The organism is Butyrivibrio sp. VCD2006, from assembly GCF_000423925.1.
Taxonomy (GTDB): Bacteria; Bacillota; Clostridia; order Lachnospirales; family Lachnospiraceae; genus Butyrivibrio.
Genome location: NZ_AUIX01000007.1, coordinates 107,699 through 127,839, shown reverse-complemented (window position 1 = coordinate 127,839; position 20,141 = coordinate 107,699). Strand labels below are relative to the sequence as shown.

General features: G+C 42.1%; 16 protein-coding genes. 1 reads left to right on the top strand and 15 read right to left on the bottom strand.

The window, feature by feature from the left end:
• Positions 1–30: 30 nt before the first annotated feature.
• The 10 genes from G586_RS0104515 to pseB all read right to left on the bottom strand — a co-directional run bounded on the left by G586_RS0104515 (position 31) and on the right by pseB (position 12,881).
• Positions 31–1,782 (bottom strand): ABC transporter ATP-binding protein, encoded by a 1,752-nt coding sequence (locus G586_RS0104515; RefSeq protein ID WP_026526764.1) that lies wholly within the window; start codon positions 1,780–1,782, stop codon positions 31–33.
• A gap of 63 nt (positions 1,783–1,845) precedes the next feature.
• Entirely contained in the window at positions 1,846–2,988 is a 1,143-nt protein-coding gene (locus G586_RS0104510) for a glycosyltransferase family 52 (protein ID WP_026526763.1), read from the bottom strand.
• 457 nt (positions 2,989–3,445) lie between these two features.
• Complete coding sequence (locus tag G586_RS0104505) at positions 3,446–4,555, bottom strand: glycosyltransferase (RefSeq protein ID WP_026526762.1); 1,110 nt, start codon at positions 4,553–4,555, stop codon at positions 3,446–3,448.
• A gap of 71 nt (positions 4,556–4,626) precedes the next feature.
• A complete protein-coding gene (locus tag G586_RS0104500; RefSeq protein ID WP_026526761.1) occupies positions 4,627–5,841 on the bottom strand; it encodes a hypothetical protein in 1,215 nt (404 codons plus the stop codon).
• 45 nt (positions 5,842–5,886) lie between these two features.
• Positions 5,887–7,143, bottom strand: coding sequence for an ATP-grasp domain-containing protein (locus tag G586_RS0104495; RefSeq protein WP_026526760.1), 1,257 nt, complete (start codon positions 7,141–7,143; stop codon positions 5,887–5,889).
• Between the two features lie 4 nt (positions 7,144–7,147).
• Entirely contained in the window at positions 7,148–8,329 is a 1,182-nt protein-coding gene (locus G586_RS0104490; protein ID WP_026526759.1) for a PseG/SpsG family protein, read from the bottom strand.
• Positions 8,322–9,359, bottom strand: a complete 1,038-nt coding sequence (gene pseI / locus G586_RS0104485) for a pseudaminic acid synthase (RefSeq protein ID WP_026526758.1) — start codon at positions 9,357–9,359, stop codon at positions 8,322–8,324. The genes G586_RS0104490 and pseI overlap by 8 nt, the downstream gene beginning before the upstream one ends.
• A 394-nt stretch (positions 9,360–9,753) precedes the next feature.
• Positions 9,754–10,458: a pseudaminic acid cytidylyltransferase gene (gene pseF, locus G586_RS0104480; RefSeq protein WP_035772492.1), complete on the bottom strand. Its 705-nt coding sequence runs from the start codon at positions 10,456–10,458 to the stop codon at positions 9,754–9,756.
• Positions 10,459–10,483: 25 nt separating this feature from the next.
• A complete protein-coding gene (gene pseC, locus G586_RS0104475; protein WP_026526756.1) occupies positions 10,484–11,713 on the bottom strand; it encodes a UDP-4-amino-4,6-dideoxy-N-acetyl-beta-L-altrosamine transaminase in 1,230 nt (409 codons plus the stop codon).
• A gap of 166 nt (positions 11,714–11,879) precedes the next feature.
• Complete coding sequence (gene pseB, locus G586_RS0104470; protein WP_026526755.1) at positions 11,880–12,881, bottom strand: UDP-N-acetylglucosamine 4,6-dehydratase (inverting); 1,002 nt, start codon at positions 12,879–12,881, stop codon at positions 11,880–11,882.
• A gap of 117 nt (positions 12,882–12,998) precedes the next feature.
• On the opposite strand from pseB, the gene G586_RS0104465 reads away from it, so the two are divergent.
• The gene (locus G586_RS0104465) at positions 12,999–13,655 is read left to right on the top strand and encodes a TVP38/TMEM64 family protein (RefSeq protein WP_026526754.1); all 657 of its coding nucleotides are present in this window, start codon (positions 12,999–13,001) and stop codon (positions 13,653–13,655) included.
• A gap of 8 nt (positions 13,656–13,663) precedes the next feature.
• Here the strand turns inward: G586_RS0104465 and G586_RS0104460 are convergent, their stop codons facing one another.
• The 5 genes from G586_RS0104460 to G586_RS24630 all read right to left on the bottom strand — a co-directional run bounded on the left by G586_RS0104460 (position 13,664) and on the right by G586_RS24630 (position 20,132).
• A complete protein-coding gene (locus G586_RS0104460) occupies positions 13,664–15,391 on the bottom strand; it encodes a hypothetical protein (protein ID WP_155834020.1) in 1,728 nt (575 codons plus the stop codon).
• Between the two features lie 119 nt (positions 15,392–15,510).
• Positions 15,511–16,587: a glycosyltransferase family 2 protein gene (locus G586_RS0104455; RefSeq protein ID WP_035772490.1), complete on the bottom strand. Its 1,077-nt coding sequence runs from the start codon at positions 16,585–16,587 to the stop codon at positions 15,511–15,513.
• Between the two features lie 56 nt (positions 16,588–16,643).
• Positions 16,644–17,741: a glycosyltransferase gene (locus tag G586_RS21745; protein WP_242831970.1), complete on the bottom strand. Its 1,098-nt coding sequence runs from the start codon at positions 17,739–17,741 to the stop codon at positions 16,644–16,646.
• 121 nt (positions 17,742–17,862) lie between these two features.
• Entirely contained in the window at positions 17,863–19,197 is a 1,335-nt protein-coding gene (locus tag G586_RS0104445) for a glycosyltransferase family 4 protein (RefSeq protein ID WP_026526751.1), read from the bottom strand.
• Positions 19,198–19,259: 62 nt separating this feature from the next.
• Positions 19,260–20,132: a glycosyltransferase gene (locus tag G586_RS24630; protein ID WP_026526750.1), complete on the bottom strand. Its 873-nt coding sequence runs from the start codon at positions 20,130–20,132 to the stop codon at positions 19,260–19,262.
• Positions 20,133–20,141: the final 9 nt, after the last annotated feature.

Here is a 20,141-nt window from a genome sequence, read left to right as displayed (position 1 = left end):
CGTGTTCCCCCAAGTCTGCTTCCCCGTTTTTTATCTCTCCTGAGATACCTTCTGTCCTTCTACCCTATAAACCATGTCGCACTTTTCAATGGTCTGAAGTCTGTGCGCGATTATTACGAGCGTCTTTCTGCCATGGAGTCTGTTGATGGAATCCATGATCGCAGCTTCAGTCTCATTATCAAGAGCACTTGTAGCCTCATCGAGAACCAGTACCTCCGGATCCTCAAAAAGAGCTCTAGCGATACCTATACGCTGTCTCTGACCTCCTGAAAGTCTGATACCTCTTTCCCCAATTGCGGTATCAAGTCCATCAGGAAGATTTCTTACATATTCATCGAGCTGAGCCTCCTTAAGAGCAGCCCAGACCTTGTTATCATCTATATCCTCATCCGGAACACCAAAGGCAACATTCTTCCTTATGGTTGAATCCAGCATGAAAATTGTCTGCGGAATATAGCCGATATTCTTAAGCCACTCCGGATAGTGTTCTCTTATCTCAACTCCGTCAGCCAGAATCTGTCCTGTCTCAATTTTCAAAAGTCCGAGCATGATATCGACAATAGTTGTCTTACCTGCACCTGAGGTTCCCACAATACCGATGGACTTTCCTACAGGAATAGTCATGTCGGCATTTTTAAGAACATAAGCCTCAGAATTAGGATAGTGGTAAGTGATGTTTTTAAGCTCAATTGTCTTGTGAACAGGGAGCTTCTCCACTTCCTTCATCACCCTGTAATCCTCAGCCTTATATGATACAGAACCGTCGTTGATCTCCTGCTGGAGGTTATCACTTACATTCATGAAAAATGGCTCAAAATAAGCTATTGATGTGAGGTAGTTGTTGATTCTGTTGGCACTTGGGAGTAGTCTTGCTGCAGCTGCGCCCACAACAGTGATCATTCCAACCATAGCCTTGAAATCTCTGCCACTGGCAATCATGATCATCATATATCCGATCATTCCTGCTACTCCTATAGTCTCTATAAGAAGTCTTGGAGTTGAATTGTAAAGATTGTACTTTTGGACCGCATTTACATATCCGGCACCGCAATCCGCATAGCCGTTAATGAAGTAGTTCTCCTTATTGGCAATCTTGATTTCCTTGATTCCCATAACAGACTCTTCAATCCACTTGAAAAGTCCGCTGTAGTAATCCTGATTATCCTGACCTGCCTTAACCATGATAGGCTTGATGATGTACTTTATTATCAAAAGAACGGTAACAAGCAAAACCGAAATAAAGAGCGTCATCCTGAAATCCTGAATTAGCAGCATGATAACAAGACATGCAAATACAATCATTTCCGAAATGAGCTGCAGGCAGCTTAAAATAAGTCCGTACATATTATTAACATCAGAAGTAATATTTCTCTGTATTACTGACGTATCCGCATTGAGATAATACTCATAAGGTCTTTGCATGAAGTTGATCATCATTCGCCTTGAAGTAGCGAACTGATTGGTATAAACAAATCTAAGCTGTATTACATTTATTATAAACAGCACAATATTCTTAATAATAAATACCGCTATAATGGATGCAAATATTATTAATGCAAATTGCTTAACGTCGTTACATCCAAGGAAATTATAAACTGCATAAAGCTTTTTGCTGCTTGGGAGGTCATCCGGTTTAAGAACTGTCTGCATAGCGGGTAATAGCAAAGCTATTCCCAGTGTCTCAAGAAGGCCACCCAAAAGCATCAATAAAACAATAAGCACCATCTGCTTCTTCTGACGGGCATCCAAAAGCACCATCATTTTTTGATAAATCTTTTTCATGTTTCTCCTATATTACCTTCCCCTCTGGGGAAGGTGGCGTGTAACGCCGGATGAGGGCGTTTTTTAATTATCTATTATCTGCTCATTAAGTCGATGGATTTCAGGAGCTTCATATTTGTCCATGAAATCATCGCCGAGGAAAAGTTTTTCATCGACGAACTTGATTGAGTCTACAACTGTGTATACAGATACTAGTCTATCAAATTTTAGTCCATCGATAAAGTTGAGCATTTCCATGGGAAATGTTCCCGCAAGAAGGATTACATCCGGGAATTTTGCTTTGTAATCAAGATAATCCCTGGGATGCTGCTTAATCATTACTATTGCTTCTTTACCCTTAAGGTTTCCGTACTCATTTACAAGATCCCTGAAAAGTCTCTCTCTGGTTTCAAGATCGCAAAGAGGCTCTGAAAGGATCAGTACTCTAGGCTTGTCCTTTCCCTTTTCAAGCTGATCCTTCAGCTCATCCATGTTTTCAACAAAGAGCTTAAGCATGAGATCCTTATCGGCCTGTGTAAGCTCCTTAACAAGCGGATCTCTTGGCACTTCAATATATTTTGGGCATGGATAATCAAGTATAGATATGTCATTGACCTCCATATCTATGCAGTATCTTCCCCAACCATTCTGAATAAAAATAAGTCCTGTGGATGCAAGCCATGCCTTGAACTTAAAATGTCCATTGTTATCATATCTGGCCTGATCACCGTATTTTATACAATTAAGTCCATCCTCAAGAGCATGGTATCTAATCTTTTTATAATTCAGATAATAGCCTATAGGATCCGAATCACAGAAAACATATATATCCTTGTACTTCTTAAAATCAACAGGAACATATTGCTCCTGCAGCTGTGCAAATCTCCTGCAGAATTTTATTCTGTTTATCATGTTCTTCGGAAGGCTTCCGGTATTTGTACGAAGTGGCTTTAGCTCAGGGAAAAAGGTATCTACCTTTTCATCGTACTCAATAACTTCTTCAAATAGACCGCAATCTCTTGCTCTGTCCACCATACTTCCAAACTTATTGCTCATCTTGGAAAGCACCAGGGTTGCCCGGCCTGCCATATCACTTCCACCGCCGGACTTAGACGCGCCAAAAGTATCACCTCCTTTTCCCGCGAACTGATGCAATATATGAAATTCCTTAAGGCATGCCACATACACATGATAGAAGGTGTGGCACACATAAATTCTCTCGTGCACGTTAACTCCTTTTTTCCCTCATCCGGCGCTTCGCGCCACCTTCCCCCAATGGGGGAAGGCTCTATTTTTTTGTTTTCCCCATTGAGGGAAGGCTCTATTTTTTGTTTTCCCCATTGAGGGAAGGCTCTATTTTTTTGTTTTCCCCATTGAGGGAAGGCTCTATTCTTTTGTTTTCCCCATTGAGGGAAGGCTCTATTCTTTTGTTTTCCCCATTGAGGGAAGGCTCTATTCTTTTGTTTTCCCCATTGAGGGAAGGCTCTATTCTTTTGTTTTCCCCTTTGAGGGAAGGCTCTATTTTTTTGTTTTCCCCATTGAGGGAAGGCTCTATTTTTTTGTTTTCCCCATTGAGGGAAGGCTCTATTTTTTTGTTTTCCTCATTGAGGGAAGGCTTTGCTTATATTATTTTTTGTCTTCCCCCTCTGGGGGAAGATGTCAGCGAAGCTGACAGATGAGGGTTCTACTTTCTAAAACCTCTATACAGCCACAATAGCCTGTAATACACATAAAACAGTAGGTGCGACTTCATCTGCATCCCTATAAGCTTCTTCTCCTCAGCATGGATTCTCTCTTTATAATAGGGATTCTCCTGGAAATTTGGAAAAGCTCTTTTCATCTCACTGCCCATTTGCTTAGTGAAATTATAGCAATCCTCTATATGCATCTCCTTTGGCATAGCTGAAAACAGGGTGTTTACGTAAAACAGTACCGTATACATAAACTCTATCTCATCCTTGAATTTCTCAAGATAACCATTCTCTTTAGCCTCAGAGAGTATCTGTCTTCCGGCAGTCATTCTGTCCTCAAGGTTTTTCTTTGAAACGGTGTGAACAGTTGATGCATCATGCTGAAAATAGAAATACAGCGGCTCTTCAATATACTCAAAATGCTTTACTCTGAGCATCCAGGTGTTACTGACAGCATTGTCCTCATAAAAAATATCCTCAGGGAAAATATCAAGCTTACGTGTAAGAGCTTCTTCTTTCCTAATACGGATATCACTGCCAAGCCCGCTTTCCGAAGCTTTGGCCCGGGTATCCTTATCCCCGAGTACTATATTTCTTTTGTATATCTTGACCACAAGACTTCCGGTATCAAGAAGGAGCTTTTTGTACTTCTCCTCATCCATTATTCCGGTCTGCTCCGAGTTATTATTATGAACAATCTGTCCCGGAGTAAAAGTATAATTTTCAACAAGGCTGTAGTCACAGCCAACCATATCTGCCCCTGTCTCGTAAGCCTTCCTAAGAAGTCTCTCATAATAATCGGGGACTACCCAGTCATCCGCATCAATAAATCCAAGCCAGTCACCTTCTGCGATACCAAGGCCGATATTCTTGGCTCCGCCCTGATGATGGTTAACCGGACTGTGAATCGCAATAAATCTGCCAGGATATCTCTTTTCATAATCCTGCATAAGCTCAAATGAACTATCTGTTGAGCAATCATCTACAGCAATTATCTCGATATCACCATCCGGCAGTGTCTGATTCACAAGTGAATCAAGACAGTGCTTCAATTTATCCTCACCCGCCATGTTATAGACGGGAACTATTACACTAAGTCGCATAGTAAATCTTTCCGTAAGCTCTATCTAAATAAGTTTTATCTAACACTATATCATCTTCAGTCTTAAAGCCATCAGAGTTTACTGAGTTCCTCATTAAACGCCCTGGCTACCTGCTCCATATCAAAGCGGTCATAGCGCTGATCGATCCAGAATGCCAGCATATTATCCGAAAAATATGCTGATTTCTCACAGGCACTGCGGGCCCCGTCAAGAATAGGCCATAAAACAGGCGCATATATTCCGCGCTCTGCAAGCTTTCTCTCAAAGCCGTCACGGGTTATGCTCTTCCCTTCATCTGTAATGGCACTTCTGCGCATAAAATCAACATCAAGCACGATGGGAAGCATGAAAGGTACATGCTTAAGATCTCCATCTTCAGTCTTAGCAATTTCCGGCAAAGCTCTGAAGGCTTTACCGCACAGCGGCAGATCTAAAAGCTTTTTATATAATATGCTATAGTTGACACTCCTTCTATATCTTATCTTCGCAACATCAATATCACTAAGAATATCTGCACTGACATCGGAGATATGATATGGATCAAGTCCATCACTTAAGGAATCTTCTGCATCTGACAGAAGGCTTCTAAAATGAGTCTTCAGCTCTTCATCGCCATTATCTAAGTACTCTGTCTTTTCTAAGAGAGCATCTCGTCTTAAGGCTGTAAAATCTGTCTCTCCGGTAAGTGCCCCCATAAGGAATTCTTTTTTACTTACAGCAAAGGCTCCGTCGGGAACACCCAGCCATTTTCTGATGCTTCCCACATGATAGTCGGTAGCTGAGCTACCGTTAAAGCAGCCCTGCTCATCCATAAGAAGATGCGTCACATCTTCGATTATCACTGAGTCCTTATATTTATCCTTGATCACATCTGCAATCACTGATGTTTCCGTAATTCCAAAGTAGTTCATGATAAGAACAACAGGCCTGAAATCATCTGATCCTGATGCCGCATCAAGCTTTTCAAGAAGATTCTCTGCATCTATAGAAAGATCGTCACCAACCTTGTAATAAACAATGTCATAACCGCGCACCTCGAAGGGAAGTACCATGGAATCACATGCAAGTGCAGGCAAAAATGCCTTATAGCCTCCGTCTCCCCTGCTTATGCCATCATCCTGAAAACCCGCTATGATATCATCCGCAACAAAACCAATGGCATCTCTTCCGCATCTCAAAAACTCGATATATCTGCCTGCTGCCTCTGCCGCTTCTGTAAAATCTCCCAAAAGATTTCTTCGCTGCGCATCTCTTTCTAAATTAAATTCGCTTCCGATCTCGTACATATTCTCTCCCCTGTTTTCTTACCGATATTAGTATTCCAAAACAAGTTACTGTTCCAATATAAATCTTATTCTTGATGCCGCATCCTCGGCTTTTTTTGCTGCATCCTCGGCACTTTCTCCCTCAGCTATGACATGTCCCCATCTGTCACCGCTATTGGTCAGATTAGTGGCTTTATCCCCGGGCTTTTTATATATAACAACCTCAGTGACCCCGGGCATCCTTTCTGCATCAGCCGCGCCTTCCACAGAAGAAATGATCATATCCTTTGAATCACCTGCGCTCTCTGCCTCTCCTTTTGCAAACAAAAATCTGATGGCTGATCCTGCATTCTTAGATGTCTGCCATTTAACCTCTTCACCCAGCGTAGAGGAAAGGCAACAGTCTATGAGATCAACTCCTGTTGATAAAGGTACCAGCTTTGATGTGATAAAATCGCCCCCTAGACGAGCTGCAATTTCCACGAGCTTTGCTCCGTTCTTTGTAACCTTGATCTCTGTATGAGATGGTCCGTTTACTATTCCAACAGCATTTATAGCTGCCTCTGCCACCCTCATTATATCCTCTCTCACATCCTGCGGTAGTCTTGAAGGTTCAGTGTGTCCGGTCTCAACAAAGAAAGGAATCTCCGTAACCATCTTATCTGTGATAGTTATAATATGCGTCTTACCTTCTATCGTAAAGGATTCAACACTCACCTCCGGACCTTCCATAAACTCCTCAAGAAGTACCTCTCCGCTCCTTGAATACTTTTTTGAATATGTATAGATTTTTAGAAGCTCATCATCTAAACCTTCTTCTCCACCAGCTTTTTCGATAAGCTCCTTTTTATCTATAAGGACTACACCACGGCTCGCTGCATTGTCAGCAGGCTTACACACAAATCTGTCTCCGAGCTGGTGCATTGCATACATAAATTCAATTTCATCTGAAGCCACATAGAATTCGGGAATCGGTACTCCCTTCTCCTTCATGCGTCTTCTCATTGCAGCTTTATCCGTAGCACAAATAGCATTTTCGTATGAAATGTCATTTTTTCTTCCAAGCTGCTCATTCACCCAGGCAACTGTTCTTACCGGCATATCACTTGTCGATGTAATGATATAATCCGGCTCATATTTCTTAGCAGCCTCAAGTACTGCTTCCTTATCTATTGTGCTGATACATAAAAATTCATCTGCATCGGCTATACCAACAGCCTCGGGATCATAGTCAAGAGCATAAACGTAAAGCCCCTTTTCTTTTGCTTTTTTTATTGCAGGTACCTGTAATGCACTGGCACCTAATATAAAAATCTTTTTCATTTAATCACATCTCCATCAGAACTTCTGCTATTCTGTCAGCGCCCTGCCCATCAATAAGTTTTTTGAGCTTTCCTGATATCTCAAGACGCTCGGATGTATCCATGGACAGAACCTCCTCAAGGTACGCCAATATGGCCGTCAATGCTTCATTGATATCATCTCTGAAATCTCCTGCGTAAGGTATATATCCCTCATCTGCAAAATAGAGTGCATCCGGCTCCTGATTTTCAGCAAAAACAAAACTTACCGACAATACTCCGACCGCACACAGCTCGTAAAGAGTTGTCCCTGCAGGCGTTATGGCCACATCGCAGCCACTCATAATCTCAGCAACATTCGATACATTCTGGTGAAGGACAACATAGCCATCCTCAACATATTGCTGCATTTTCTCAGTAATCCTGTAAAAACGTCCGGCCAAAAGGTGTATCTTTTTCTCCTTACTATCACGGAATTTCAGCTCAGGATCCCTTAGGATTGCTGTCGTGATAATCTCCGAAAGCCCCATAGTATCCGCGCCTCCGGTGGTAAGAAAGATGTTTTTTATCTCATTTATTTTGTAGCCATATGTTCTGTGAGCACCTTCAAAGGCTTCAGCATTCTCACTTGCTACTATATCGATATCAATATTCTGTATGAATTCTCCATCGGTTCCGAAAAGCTCCTCAGAACTGGCTTCTCCGGTTCCTCCGCTCTTTCTGCTCTGCTTCACAAATTGCTCACGGATAGGAATATACTTGGTCCCAAGAAGAAATTTGGGTGAATAGTCCTTGTAAAATTCCTCATATCCAAGCTTTATAGCCCCCGGACTGTAATTTAGTATAACCGATGCCGGATACTGTTCCTTTTGCATATCATCGATGTACATGGTATGTATACCATTTGACTCCAGCATCCTTATATACTCCGGAGTAGCCTGGTAGCTATCAACAAGTATCCTGTCTATACCCTCATCATGTAAAAAATCCAGAAGACTGATTATCTCCTGTTCCATGTTTCTCCAGTCAGATTCCAAAACATGATATTTAAATTCTTCCTTGATATAAGGTTCTATATTGTAATCGGCAGACACAAAAACGACAGAGCATCCCATCTGCAAAAGGCTGCAGGCTATTGTCCTGCAGCGCATGATGTGCCCCGTCGCCACTATTTCATTTGCATCAACTCGAATCGCGATCTTATTCAATGCAGCTCCAATCCAGCGGTGTTCCGCGTGTCAGCTTCTGCTTTGCTTTTTTTCCAATAACTTCTTCATAATGCTTGGGTTTCATTCCCTGAATGTTATATGACCTGATGCTGCGCACATTTTTATCCGTCAGCACTTCTCCCGCTTCAACATCCTCAACTATGAAAAGAGATCTGCGGTTGGTATATTCTCCTGCTTCAGCTTCGGTAGGCCCATAAAAAATCTGTCCTAAGGCAAGCTCTGCATCATGAACGCCCTTGACCATATCAGCAAATTCTTCAGGCTCCATGGAAAAAGCTGAATCAGCTGAAGGAATATCCCTATCGAGACAGAAGTGCTTTTCTATTACAACTGCGCCAAGTGCTGCAGCAGCAATAGCAGCTGTTCCACCCATTGAATGATCTGAAAGTCCGATTGGCACCTTAAACTTTTCTCTCATATCCGGTATGGTTCTAAGGTTAAGATCAGCTGATACAGTAGGATAAACGCTGCAACATTTAAGAAGAATAATGTTGTCATTACCCTCTGACCTTATGGCTTCCACGGCCTCTCTGATTTCCTCCTCGGATCCCATGCCCGTCGACATTATAATAGGTTTTCCTGTTCTGGCTATATACTTTATAAGCGGTATATCCACAAGTTCAAAGGATGCAATCTTGTAGAACTCCTCGCCGATATTTTCAAGATAATCCACCGAAGTGGTATCAAAGGGTGTTGAGAGAAAATCAACTCCGCACTCCTCACACTTTTTCTTGATAGGCTCCATCCACTCCCAGGGAGTATATGCCTCCTTGTATAAATCATGAAGATTGTAGCCGTCCCAAAGACCGCCATGAATCTTAAAGGCCTCCGCATCACAGTCGATGGTAATCGTATCTGCGGTATAAGTCTGGGTCTTTAGACAGTCTGCTCCTGCCTTGGCAGCAGCCTCTACTATCTTAAGCGCATTATCAAGAGAGCCACCGTGATTGGCGCTCATTTCAGCAATTATATATGCTCTGTGGTTATCTAAACATTCCTGTAATCTCATATGCCCTCATCCGGCGCTACGCGCCACCTTCCCCCAAAGGGGGAAGGCTATACTTATAGCTTTTATCTTCCCTCATATAGCCTTCCCCCCAAGGGGAAGGCTATATTTATAGCTTTTTTCTTCCCTCATATTGCCTTCCCCTTGGGGGAAGGCTATATTTATAGCTTTTTTCTTCCCTCATATAGCCTTCCCCGTGGGGGGAAGGCTATATTTATAGCTTTTTTCTTCCCCCATATTGCCTTCCCCTTGGGGGGAGGCTATATTTATAGCTTTTTTCTTCCCTCATATTGCCTTCCCCTTGGGGGGAGGCTATATTTATAGCTTTTTTCTCCCCTCATATTGCCTTCCCCTTGGGGGGAAGGTGGCACGAAGTGCCGGATGAGGGGTTACTCATTCACTTCAAAATTCCCTGCTCCGTCAGGAACCTGTACTTCAGCTCCGCCAGTAGCCAGTCACTCTCATTATCTATATCCTGTGACTCTACAGGGTCGATAATATATGGTATAGACCTCTCCATAGTAGTATCCTTCTGGATTCTAAAGGCATCATTTCTGAAAATATAAAACTGTCCACACTCATGGTAATGCTTCTGTAAATCCTGACTTCTTGTGGTAGCGTACTCAGGATGAAGCATTTTCACAAGTCCCTTGTCATCTATAAAAAGTCCTCTCTGCGGAGGATATGAAAACTCCTGCATGGGAACTATGGATTCGGCGCCTGACTTCACAAGCTCATCCATAGCTTCCTTAAGCTTCCTGGCAGTAACAAAAGGAGCAGTAGGATAAATACAGCAGCCATACTCAAAGCTCTGACCGCGCTTTTCATATTCATCAAGTACCTCTAATAGCACATCTGCTGTTGTTGCAGTGTCATTTGAAGTCTCTGCAGATCTGAAAAACGGCACCTTTGCACCTGCTGCCCTTGATATCTCGGCAATCTCCTCATCATCAGTAGATACCATGACCTCATCAAAAATCCCCGATTCAAGTGCAGCCTCTATCGAGTAATCAATAATAGGTTTGCCGCAAAATTCCTTAATATTCTTGCGAGGAATACGCTTGCTGCCGCCTCTGGCAGTTATAATAGCTATTGCGCTCATAAAGCCCTCTTTCATTCCTTCAAAATCAGATATGATACCAGCTGATCAATTTCTTCACAGCCTTAATAACACTTTCCACATCATCATCTGTCATTCTGGGATACAGCGGAATACTCATTATGCCTGAATAAATCTTCTCAGCAACCGGACATTCGCCCTTCTGGTGTCCCATTTTGTGATAAACAGGCATCCAGTAAACAGGAACATAATGCACCTGACACTGTACATTTTCAGCGGACATAGCTTCAAAAAACTGTTTTCTTGTGCACTTTAGCTTATCAAGATCAAGTCTGATTATATATAAATGTCTGCTGGTATCGGACTCAGGTAATTCCTTCTGAACTATTATTCCATCCAGATCCGCAAATGCCTCGTTATACTTCTCTACAATTTCTTTTCTTCTGGCAATAAAGCTATCCAGTCTGTTCATCTGGCTGCAGAGCAATGCCGCCTGAAAATCTGTCATTCTGTAATTATATCCAAGCATCTGCTGCTCATAGTACCAGATGCCTTCCTGCTCTTCATCAATATCATCAATAAAAAGTGAATGATCATGCTCCATACCATGCGATCTGTATAACAGAAGCTTTTTGGCATATTCTTCATTGTTGGTAAGAACCGCTCCGCCTTCGCCACAGGTAATTGTCTTTACAGGATGGAATGAAAAACAAGTCATATCAGCATAGCTTCCGACACGTCCGTTTACCACTTTTCCATTGTACCTGCTGCCTATTGAGTGAGCAGCATCCTCGATCATGATAAGGTTATGCTCATCACATATTTTTCTGATCTCATCAAAATTGCAGCACTGACCGGTAAAATCGACGGCAACTACTGCCTTTGTTTTGTCTGTTATTTTCTCTCTTATTGAATCCGGGCAAATATTATATGTGTCCGGGTCCACATCAGCAAAAACCGGCTTTCCTCCACAATATAATGCGCAATTGGCAGATGCCATGAATGTAATCGGAGTAGTTATAACTTCATCCCCGGGTCCAATGCCTGCTGCCAGACATGCAAGATGGAGTGCCGCAGTACAATTGCTGCATACGACCGCATAGGATGCTCCTGTATACTCTTCCAATTTGCGCTCAAGCTCGTCAACCTTAGGTCCGCAGGTAATGAAGCCCGAAGTAAGCGTAGTCGCTACTTCATTAACATCATCCTCATTTATCCACTGCTTTCCATAATATATTTTTTCTTCTCTGACAGGAGTCCCACCTTCAATTGCCGGAATCAATTCTTTGTCTGCCATCTCCATATCCTTTCTGTAACACTTATCAACATCTATTTTAGGGAATATTTTCTCCCTAACGGGCGAACCCCCGCAAATTGCAGGGATTCCAAAATTTCAATTATTTATTTTTTCTCATCCGTCAGCTATACTGACGTCTTTTGCATAAAAGTAAATGGCATGCCACTTAGTGATCTACTGCCTCATGAAGTCTTGCCCTGATATCCTCTACACTCATCCACTCTTTGTTATTACCTGAGTCATATGAGAATCCATCGGGAACTCTCTTACCTCTGGGATCAGGCTGCTGACGATCATTAAATGTAACCTGAGGATATACGATAAAATGCTTATCAAACTCGTATGTAAAAGGAGCATCCTCTACAGTCACCATGCATTCATCAAGCTTCTCACCGGGTCTGATTCCGATCTCTCTTGTAGCAATTCCGGGACACATAGCTTCTGCAAGATCCTTAACATTGAAAGAAGGTATCTTGCTGATGAATGTCTCACCACCCTTAGCCTCTTCGAGAGCCTTGAGAACAAGCTCAACACCCTCCGGAAGACTGATCCAGAATCTAGTCATACGGTAATCGGTAACGGGAAGTTCCTTCTCGCCCTTTTCAATAAGGCTCTTAAAGAGCGGAATAATTGATCCGCGGCTTCCTGCCACATTACCATATCTTACGATTGAGAAATTTATATCCTTGTTGCCGGCATATGCATTGGCAGCAATGAAAAGTTTATCGGAAACCATCTTGGTAGCACCATAGAGGTTGACAGGATTAACTGCCTTATCGGTACTAAGGGCAACTACTCTTTTGACACCTGTATTGAGAGCTGCGTTAATGACATTCTGCGCCCCGTTGACGTTGGTCTTAATAGCCTCATCGGGGTTGTACTCACAAGCGGGAACCTGCTTAAGAGCAGCAGCGTGTATCACATAGTCAACGCCTTCCATAGCTCTCTCCATACGAGCAGCGTCTCTAACATCACCAATGAAAAATCTCATCTGATCTGCATGCTCTCTGTAGATCTTCTCATTTGCCATGGTATACTGCTTAAACTCATCACGTGAGTACACGATTATCTTCTTAGGGTTATAATGCTCAAGAAGATACTCTGTAAAGCAATGTCCGAACGAACCGGTTCCTCCTGTTACAAGTATGGTTTTATCATCTAATTTCATTTTTTACCTCTTTTCAAAGCATAATTCTAATAAATTATACTACAAAATCGCCAATTTACCAAAAAAAGCTCGGGGAATCTGTGATACAATGAAAAAAATCGCAAGAGGTTCCATTAAATGAAGAAACAAACAATCAGAACAATCCTATTAGTTATACTATTAGCATTATTTCTTGCTCTTCTTTACTTCTTTGTCGGAAAACCCATGATATCATTCCTTGGAGATCCTGAGGCTCTACAATCCTACATAGACAGCAAGGGAATTTTTGCGTATCTTGTATTCGGTTCCTTTATCGTTATTCAGGCAATGTCCACCTGCATTCCCGGCCTGCCCTTTCATCTTGCGGCCGGCTACGTGATGGGCGGCTTTAAGGGTGCCCTTATCTGTGACCTTTTTTCAACGATCGGCAATACCATCGCCTTTCTGATAGGCCGCAAATTTGGAAGAGCATTCCTGTGCTCTTTGTTTGGAGATGAGAAATTAGAAAAAGTGGAGCTCCTGATAAAACAGGGTAACCCCACTCTCATCCACATAATATTTATGCTGCTGCCCCTTCCCAAAGACACCTATGCATGGCTTGGCTACTACTCCGAGGAATCTCTTCTTAAGTGGATAATAATCACCTTCATTACCAGATTTCCTCATATTTTCATCTACGCTTATGGCGGAGAAGCTATTACTGAGCACAGCTATATCGCGCTATTTGTAGGCGGTACAATCGCAGTCATCGTATACGTAATTACATTCTTCTACATAAGATCAAGAAAGCACTGATCAGGCAGTTATTTGATTTTATATACAGTCCACATCTCCTTTGTATATAGAACGTCACATGCCTGATAATTTTGATTCAGAGCTTCTATCTTGCCCATCAGCTCATCCCTGTTTTCGTGATCTGCTGCATACACGATAATTTCATCAGCATTCTTAATCTCTGCATCAACAATGTCTGCAGTATTATCCTCACTAACATAATAGAGCTTATCATACTCCAGAAGCTCATCCGTAAGTCTCCAGATATTATCCGGGGTCTTTTCATTGAACATAACTACCACAGGAATTCCTTGTTCTTTAACTTCTTTTGCATAGCTGATTCTCGCTCTGTCCTCAGGATATAAAAATAGAACATTGTGATCTACCAAAAGACCCTTAGCAGTTATCAGCGCAAATACCAAAAAGGTCAAAAAATACGGAATCACTATTCCGAAAGCCTTTCTGTTGCCTACAATAGCCCTCATGCCGATTCTTACAAAATATACAGCAAGCAGGAGCATTATAGGATAAATTGGCATCTCATACCTGTTAGAGGTCTCACCAAGAAGAAGTGCTGTTTTTGCAACTACAATGAAATATCCTGCAGCTGTAGCCACCAGAATTCTGATATGCGCAATGTGGAGCTTATCCTTTTCTCCCTTGATTCTGATAAGAAAGAACAGACCTATAAGTGCGATCACCACAAGAATTATTATAAGCCAGTCAAATCCTGCAAAAAGATAGTCTCTTACCAGTCCGTAAAAAAAGCCAAGGCGCTCCAAAATATTTGATCCATCCGCAAATGCTGCCTGAGCCTCCTGCCCTCTGTAGCCTCTGAAGATATGCGAAAGCGAAGCAGGATAAACAAGAACTGCGCAGCCAAGAGAAACAGCACAACCGATTCCATAGAAAACAATATACATGAATCTCTCTGCCATTGATGCGGCCTGAGCAACAAACTGCTCATCATTTAAAATCCCCTCGATCGTTAAGGGTTTCTGATCTTCACCCTCCACAGAAGCAGCATTACTCTTCTTTCTGTTCTTTGGCATCAGGAATAAAAACCAGATAACAAATGATAATCCTATCATCACCATGAAAATCAGGAAATAATACTGGGTCATAAATCCCAAAAAGCTCACTGCTGCTATGTTAATTACACATTTGGCAAAGCCTTTCTTAAATCTTTTATCAAACGGTTTTGCGAGTTTAAATCCTGTAAGTTCTGAGCCTGCATAATAATTCTTTATAAGACTGATAAGTCTCATATGACACAGCGCCAGTGACAGCACGAAAACCGTCAGCCACATATACATCCTGATAAACATCACACAGGAGATAGTCATAGGATTAAAGCCGTAAGAAAACATAAGAATCAGTCTTAATCCTCTATTCATACCAACGCTCTTTGCAAGTGCATTTAAAAGCAGATAGCTAATGACAAAAGCTATCAGATTAACAAAAAGTCCCTGCCACTTTGAGAAAACTCCCGGGGTCAGCGAACAAACCGTATGCAAAAAATCATAGAAAAGCGGCGGATGAACGTCCCATGACTGTACCAGATGAACCAGCCCATAATTAAAGCCTTCACCCTTCAACACTTCAAATTCATTTTTCAGAGTGTCGGTATCCACCCACTCTCTGTCAGGATAATAGAATCCAAGGCTTCTGTTCGTTGAAAAATAAGAGTAATACTCATCCTGATGATATCCTGCTTTTTGAATGCCAAAAAGGCACATAGTCACTATCTGTAACACAAGAATAAGAAGAAATATTAAATTAAATTTTTTTGAGTCCATTTTCATGTCGTTTTATATCCCTTCAAAGCAACACTTTGCTCCCCCTTGTGCAATAAGAAAAAGGTCGTTAAACCTATTTACAGACCTTTTAATCCGGCATGTATTCTGCGCACCGTAGCAGGCGCTATTGCAAGCAAAATAAGATATGTCCTGTTCTTTTTTGTCAGGTATTTGTTCGTTTTTATTTCATTAAGATGTCTTCTCAAAAAGCCTACTACATTATCTTTATAGAACTTATTCTTTCTGTTCATCTTACTGATCGGAATGTGCAGCAGATAATCGAGCCTCTGAATAAGACAGAATCTCATAGCCACTTCCGAAAGCTCGGGAAAGCTCTTTTTCACAAGTCCTCTTGCCACATCAGAATTTCTTACAATATCAGTAAACACCGGCGGGAAGTAGTCCTTCTGATCTTTTTTCTTTCGCGAGTTGCTTCCGCTTCTGTAAAACACATGATAATACTGCGAGGGAAGAATCACCAGCCTCTTCACATTTTTCAGCATATGGATCATGAGATAAAAATCCTCATTGAGCTCGCCCTCAGGGAATCCCTTGCATTCTCCCTCAAACAGCTTCCTACTGGTGAGCTTGGTACAAAATGAAGCGTCCCCGGTATGCATCAAAAGTGTCCTGAAATGCTCTGCTCCGGTCACGGTTATCTCTGATGACGGCGGAATGCAGACATCAGGTAGTCTGGTACCATCCTCAGCGATCTCGTTCCTTGATACCTGGGCCATCAAAACAGGCTCTTTCTCAGTACTGTTTTTAATAATTGCCTTCATAAGTGATTCATACATATGAGAATCAATATAGTCATCTGCATCAACAAATCCAATATACTCCCCGGTTGCGGCACTGAGCCCAAGGTTCCTTGCCTTGCTGCTGCCCCCATTCTCCTGGTGAAGCAGAATCACATGCGGCCATGATGAAGCTCCCGGATCAGCGGATACTTCACCTTCCAGACCAAGTCTCTCATGTTTTTCAATATATTCCTGAACCCGCGCATAGGTATTATCAGATGATCCGTCATCCACTACTATTACTTCCAAAAGTTCTGCAGGGTAGGTCTGATTGCAGACCGAGTCCACACAGCGGATTATCAAATCTTCTATGTTATATGCAGGTATGATTACGCTAATCTTTTTTGTTAACAATATTGTCTCCTAAAGCTCTCTCATCTGTCGGATTATTGGCCTTCACCATTTATGATTCATTCAAGGTGATTATCTTCCTGTAAAGTTCTGATAAATCCCGGTGCCTTAATTACCTGCGCCATGCTCATGGGTCCATCGGAAGGCACATTAAACTCAGCGCCCCCGGTGATACTGTCACAAAAGGACAGCAGGCGATCCGCTGCACACTTTGCATTCCAGGTTCCGGCTATAGTAGCATATGCTGCTTTTTGAAGCTCACGGATTTTCTCACCATTCAGTATCAAATGTTTTTTTAACTCATTTACATCACAATTGTCAAAAGTAAGGCCATTTACACCGTCCCGAATTAAAAATGGCACAGCACCGGCTTCAGAGGATGCCACAACAGCGCAGGCACTGTTCATAGCCTCATTAACTACTGCTCCCCAGCCCTCAAGATAATTGCTGGCAAATATAAATATATGGCTTTGCTCCATCATATCTCTGACTTCATCAGGGCTCTTTACCCCATGCATTTTAATGCAGTTATTCAAAGAGTGTTCATCAATTGTTTTTTTTAGCTCATCTAAGAGCGGTCCGTCTCCAACCATATCAATATGAAAATCAATATTATTTTCACGCAAATAGTCAGCGGCAGTTATCACAAATTCAGGATGCTTTAACTTTATAAGTCTTGATGCAAAGCATATCCGCAGCTGCTCCCCATCCCTGTAAAGAAGCGATTCAAGCTTCTCTTCATCGTATATTCTAAGCGGTGGAAAATAGCCCCACTTGAACATTTTTCCGGGATAAGCTCCGATCAGATTATAATCGCCTGACACATAGGCCCCGGCACACAGCATATAAACAGGCGCATTTTTATACTTAATATGCTCCTCATACTTGGCCTTCAGCCCCCTTGGCGAAACAGCCTTCCATCTGCCCTCGCGATAAATTCTCTCGCTGACACGTATTACAGGTTTTCCGGAATCCATACGTTCCTTTAATAGCCTGCCAGTATTGCTGTCGTTATCCTGTCCGGTCCAGCCAAGCATCAAAACATCGCAGTTCTTTATCAGAGCTGCGCAGGCTTCCTCATCCTCATACATTCTGTGAACATAGGGAATTGTGCCCGTATCGGTGCTCCACCCCAGATTTTTTCTCCCCTCTTCCATAGGCTGTGATTCGATGAAAGAAAAAGCATCTCCGAGCCTTTCATACATTTCATCACAAAAAGGGATTTGATGATGATTTATGAAGTTCGATACAAATGTTATCGTTGCTATATTTTTACCCTCATCCTTCTGCTATAGCGTCAATTTCCTTATATATCTCCAAAAGTCTCTTGAAATTGGTTCCTGCATCATGGGTTATTTTCGCATGCTTTCTTGCATTATCTCCATATACCGCAGCTATAACAGGCTCTCTGAACATCTGCCTGATACACTTTGCAAGATCCTGCGAATTACCCGCCTCAAACAAAAGCCCATCAACGTTCTTTTCAAGCATACTGGGAATTCCTCCGGTTTCAGCAGCAACTATCGGCACTCCAAGCAGCATAGCCTCCGCCATGGAATTAGGCGAATTCTCAACTATGGAAGGGCATACAAAAAGGTTACATTTTAACATCTGTTCCTTCATCTGCTCTGCCGAAAGCTTTCCTAGCATTATCACCTTGCCGCCTAGTCTTCCCCTTCTTATCAGTTTCTTTAGATATTTTCCATATGCCGAAATTCTTATGGCCAGCGGATATCTGCTTTTTCCTGAAGCATTCTTCTGCTCATCGGGAACAGTGACTGTCTTCCTTCGTATCTTACCTATGATACTATTTCCTGCAACATAAACCTTGGTGTCAGGATACTCCTTTACAATCTCCGGCATAGCTTCAAGCACAAAATGAAATCCCTTTAAGGGATAATCACCCTGTGAAAGGAAAATGCTATGCGGAACAGTATTCACAGACCTCCAGGCGTCCTTATAAAAAACCGGGCGCATGGTTTCATTCATCTTATGATATTTCGCTCTGGGATTAATCTTTGAAGTTACCTCTTGATCAAAATCGGTTCTCCCTGTGATATGCCCTGCAAGCCTGATAGCCTCGGCCTCGTGCTCTGCACGCTTTGCGAACTTCTCCTTCTGCTGAAGAAGTGAGTCGTTTTTATACTTATCGCGGAAGGTCATATCACTGCAGACATTCTCAGGAAGATTTGCCATGTACACTTTTTCAATCTCACAGCAAAGTCCCTGTATTCCGAGAAGTGTCCTCTCAGGACGTCCGAATGCCTTTATCGCAGCCAGATTGTGCGGGAATTCGGTTCCAAAAACATGAATTATATCCGGCTTAAAGTCTTCAAAAATTTCCCTGAATCTGCCCTCAAGCGACTCATCATAAATCTCGGGAGTATCCAGATTTTCGGAAAAGCCGTAAAAACTTACATTATCTATTTTTTCTGCATCTCTTCCCATGTTATCCGAAGGAAAAGCAACGCCAAGCGTAATATTGCTATTATCTTTTCCCATCAGGATTCTGTCATAAGCACCTGAGAGCCACCCTTCCCTGTCAGACCATGGTAGCCCCTTAGCTCTTGCAAATGCGGGAAGCATGATGTTACATACCCACAAAACTTTCATAAAATCCTCATCCGTCAGCAGCGCTGACACCTTTCCCAAAAGTGAAAGGTCAATAAACATATTTACTTCTTATGTTTGTAAATAAAACTCTTAATCCCATTATAGGCCTTTGCAGTCCCTGGATTCTCTGCTATTTTCGTCCGCATCGGGGCCAGCGTCAGCATTCTTATCAGATCAAACTTCTTTATCATTTTCCTCGGAAGATAAAGATGTATTATCTGTTGTCTTTCCGTCTCGGACACCTTGCGGTTTTCTCTTGTCTCGGAAAAGCCACCGCCCTCATAATCAGCTATAAGCAAATTCATATATTTTGTCTCGGCCTTCTCAATATAGAAGCAGCGAAGAAAATGCTCGTAGTCAGCCCTCACCTTCCAAACTGTATCGAAGGCATATCTGTACATAAGTCTCTCATCATAAAAGCATGCCTGATGTGAAGGCACATTCCTATAGCACGCAAAATCATTTATCTTAGGAATTGATGAAACCCTCTGAGAGGTCTTCATCTCATAGATATCTCCATAGTATATGGTCGGGACTATAGTGCCTGAATCCTTTTCATCAAGCTTTATCTTATTACGCACCTTTTGCAGTACATGCTCATTTGAAAAATTGTCTCCGCAATTAAGGAAATAAATATATCCGGGTTCAGTATCCTTAGCTTTTGTTCCCCTATCTTCCTTTAATGCAGCTATCGCCATGTTCATGGCATCGTAAATGCCATGGTCTTTACTCTTAATGATCATGGCTTTTCCTGCATTTTCATCATCCTTTAAAAGCTCACGCGCTTTTACCAGTGATCCGTCGGTAGACCCGCCATCCTTAATAACTATAGAGACATCTTTAAATGTCTGCATTTTAATGCTCTCAAGAGTTTTGATAAGCTCATCACCGGCATTATATGAAACTACAATAATTGTGAAAAAAGTTCTCTTCATATCATTCCT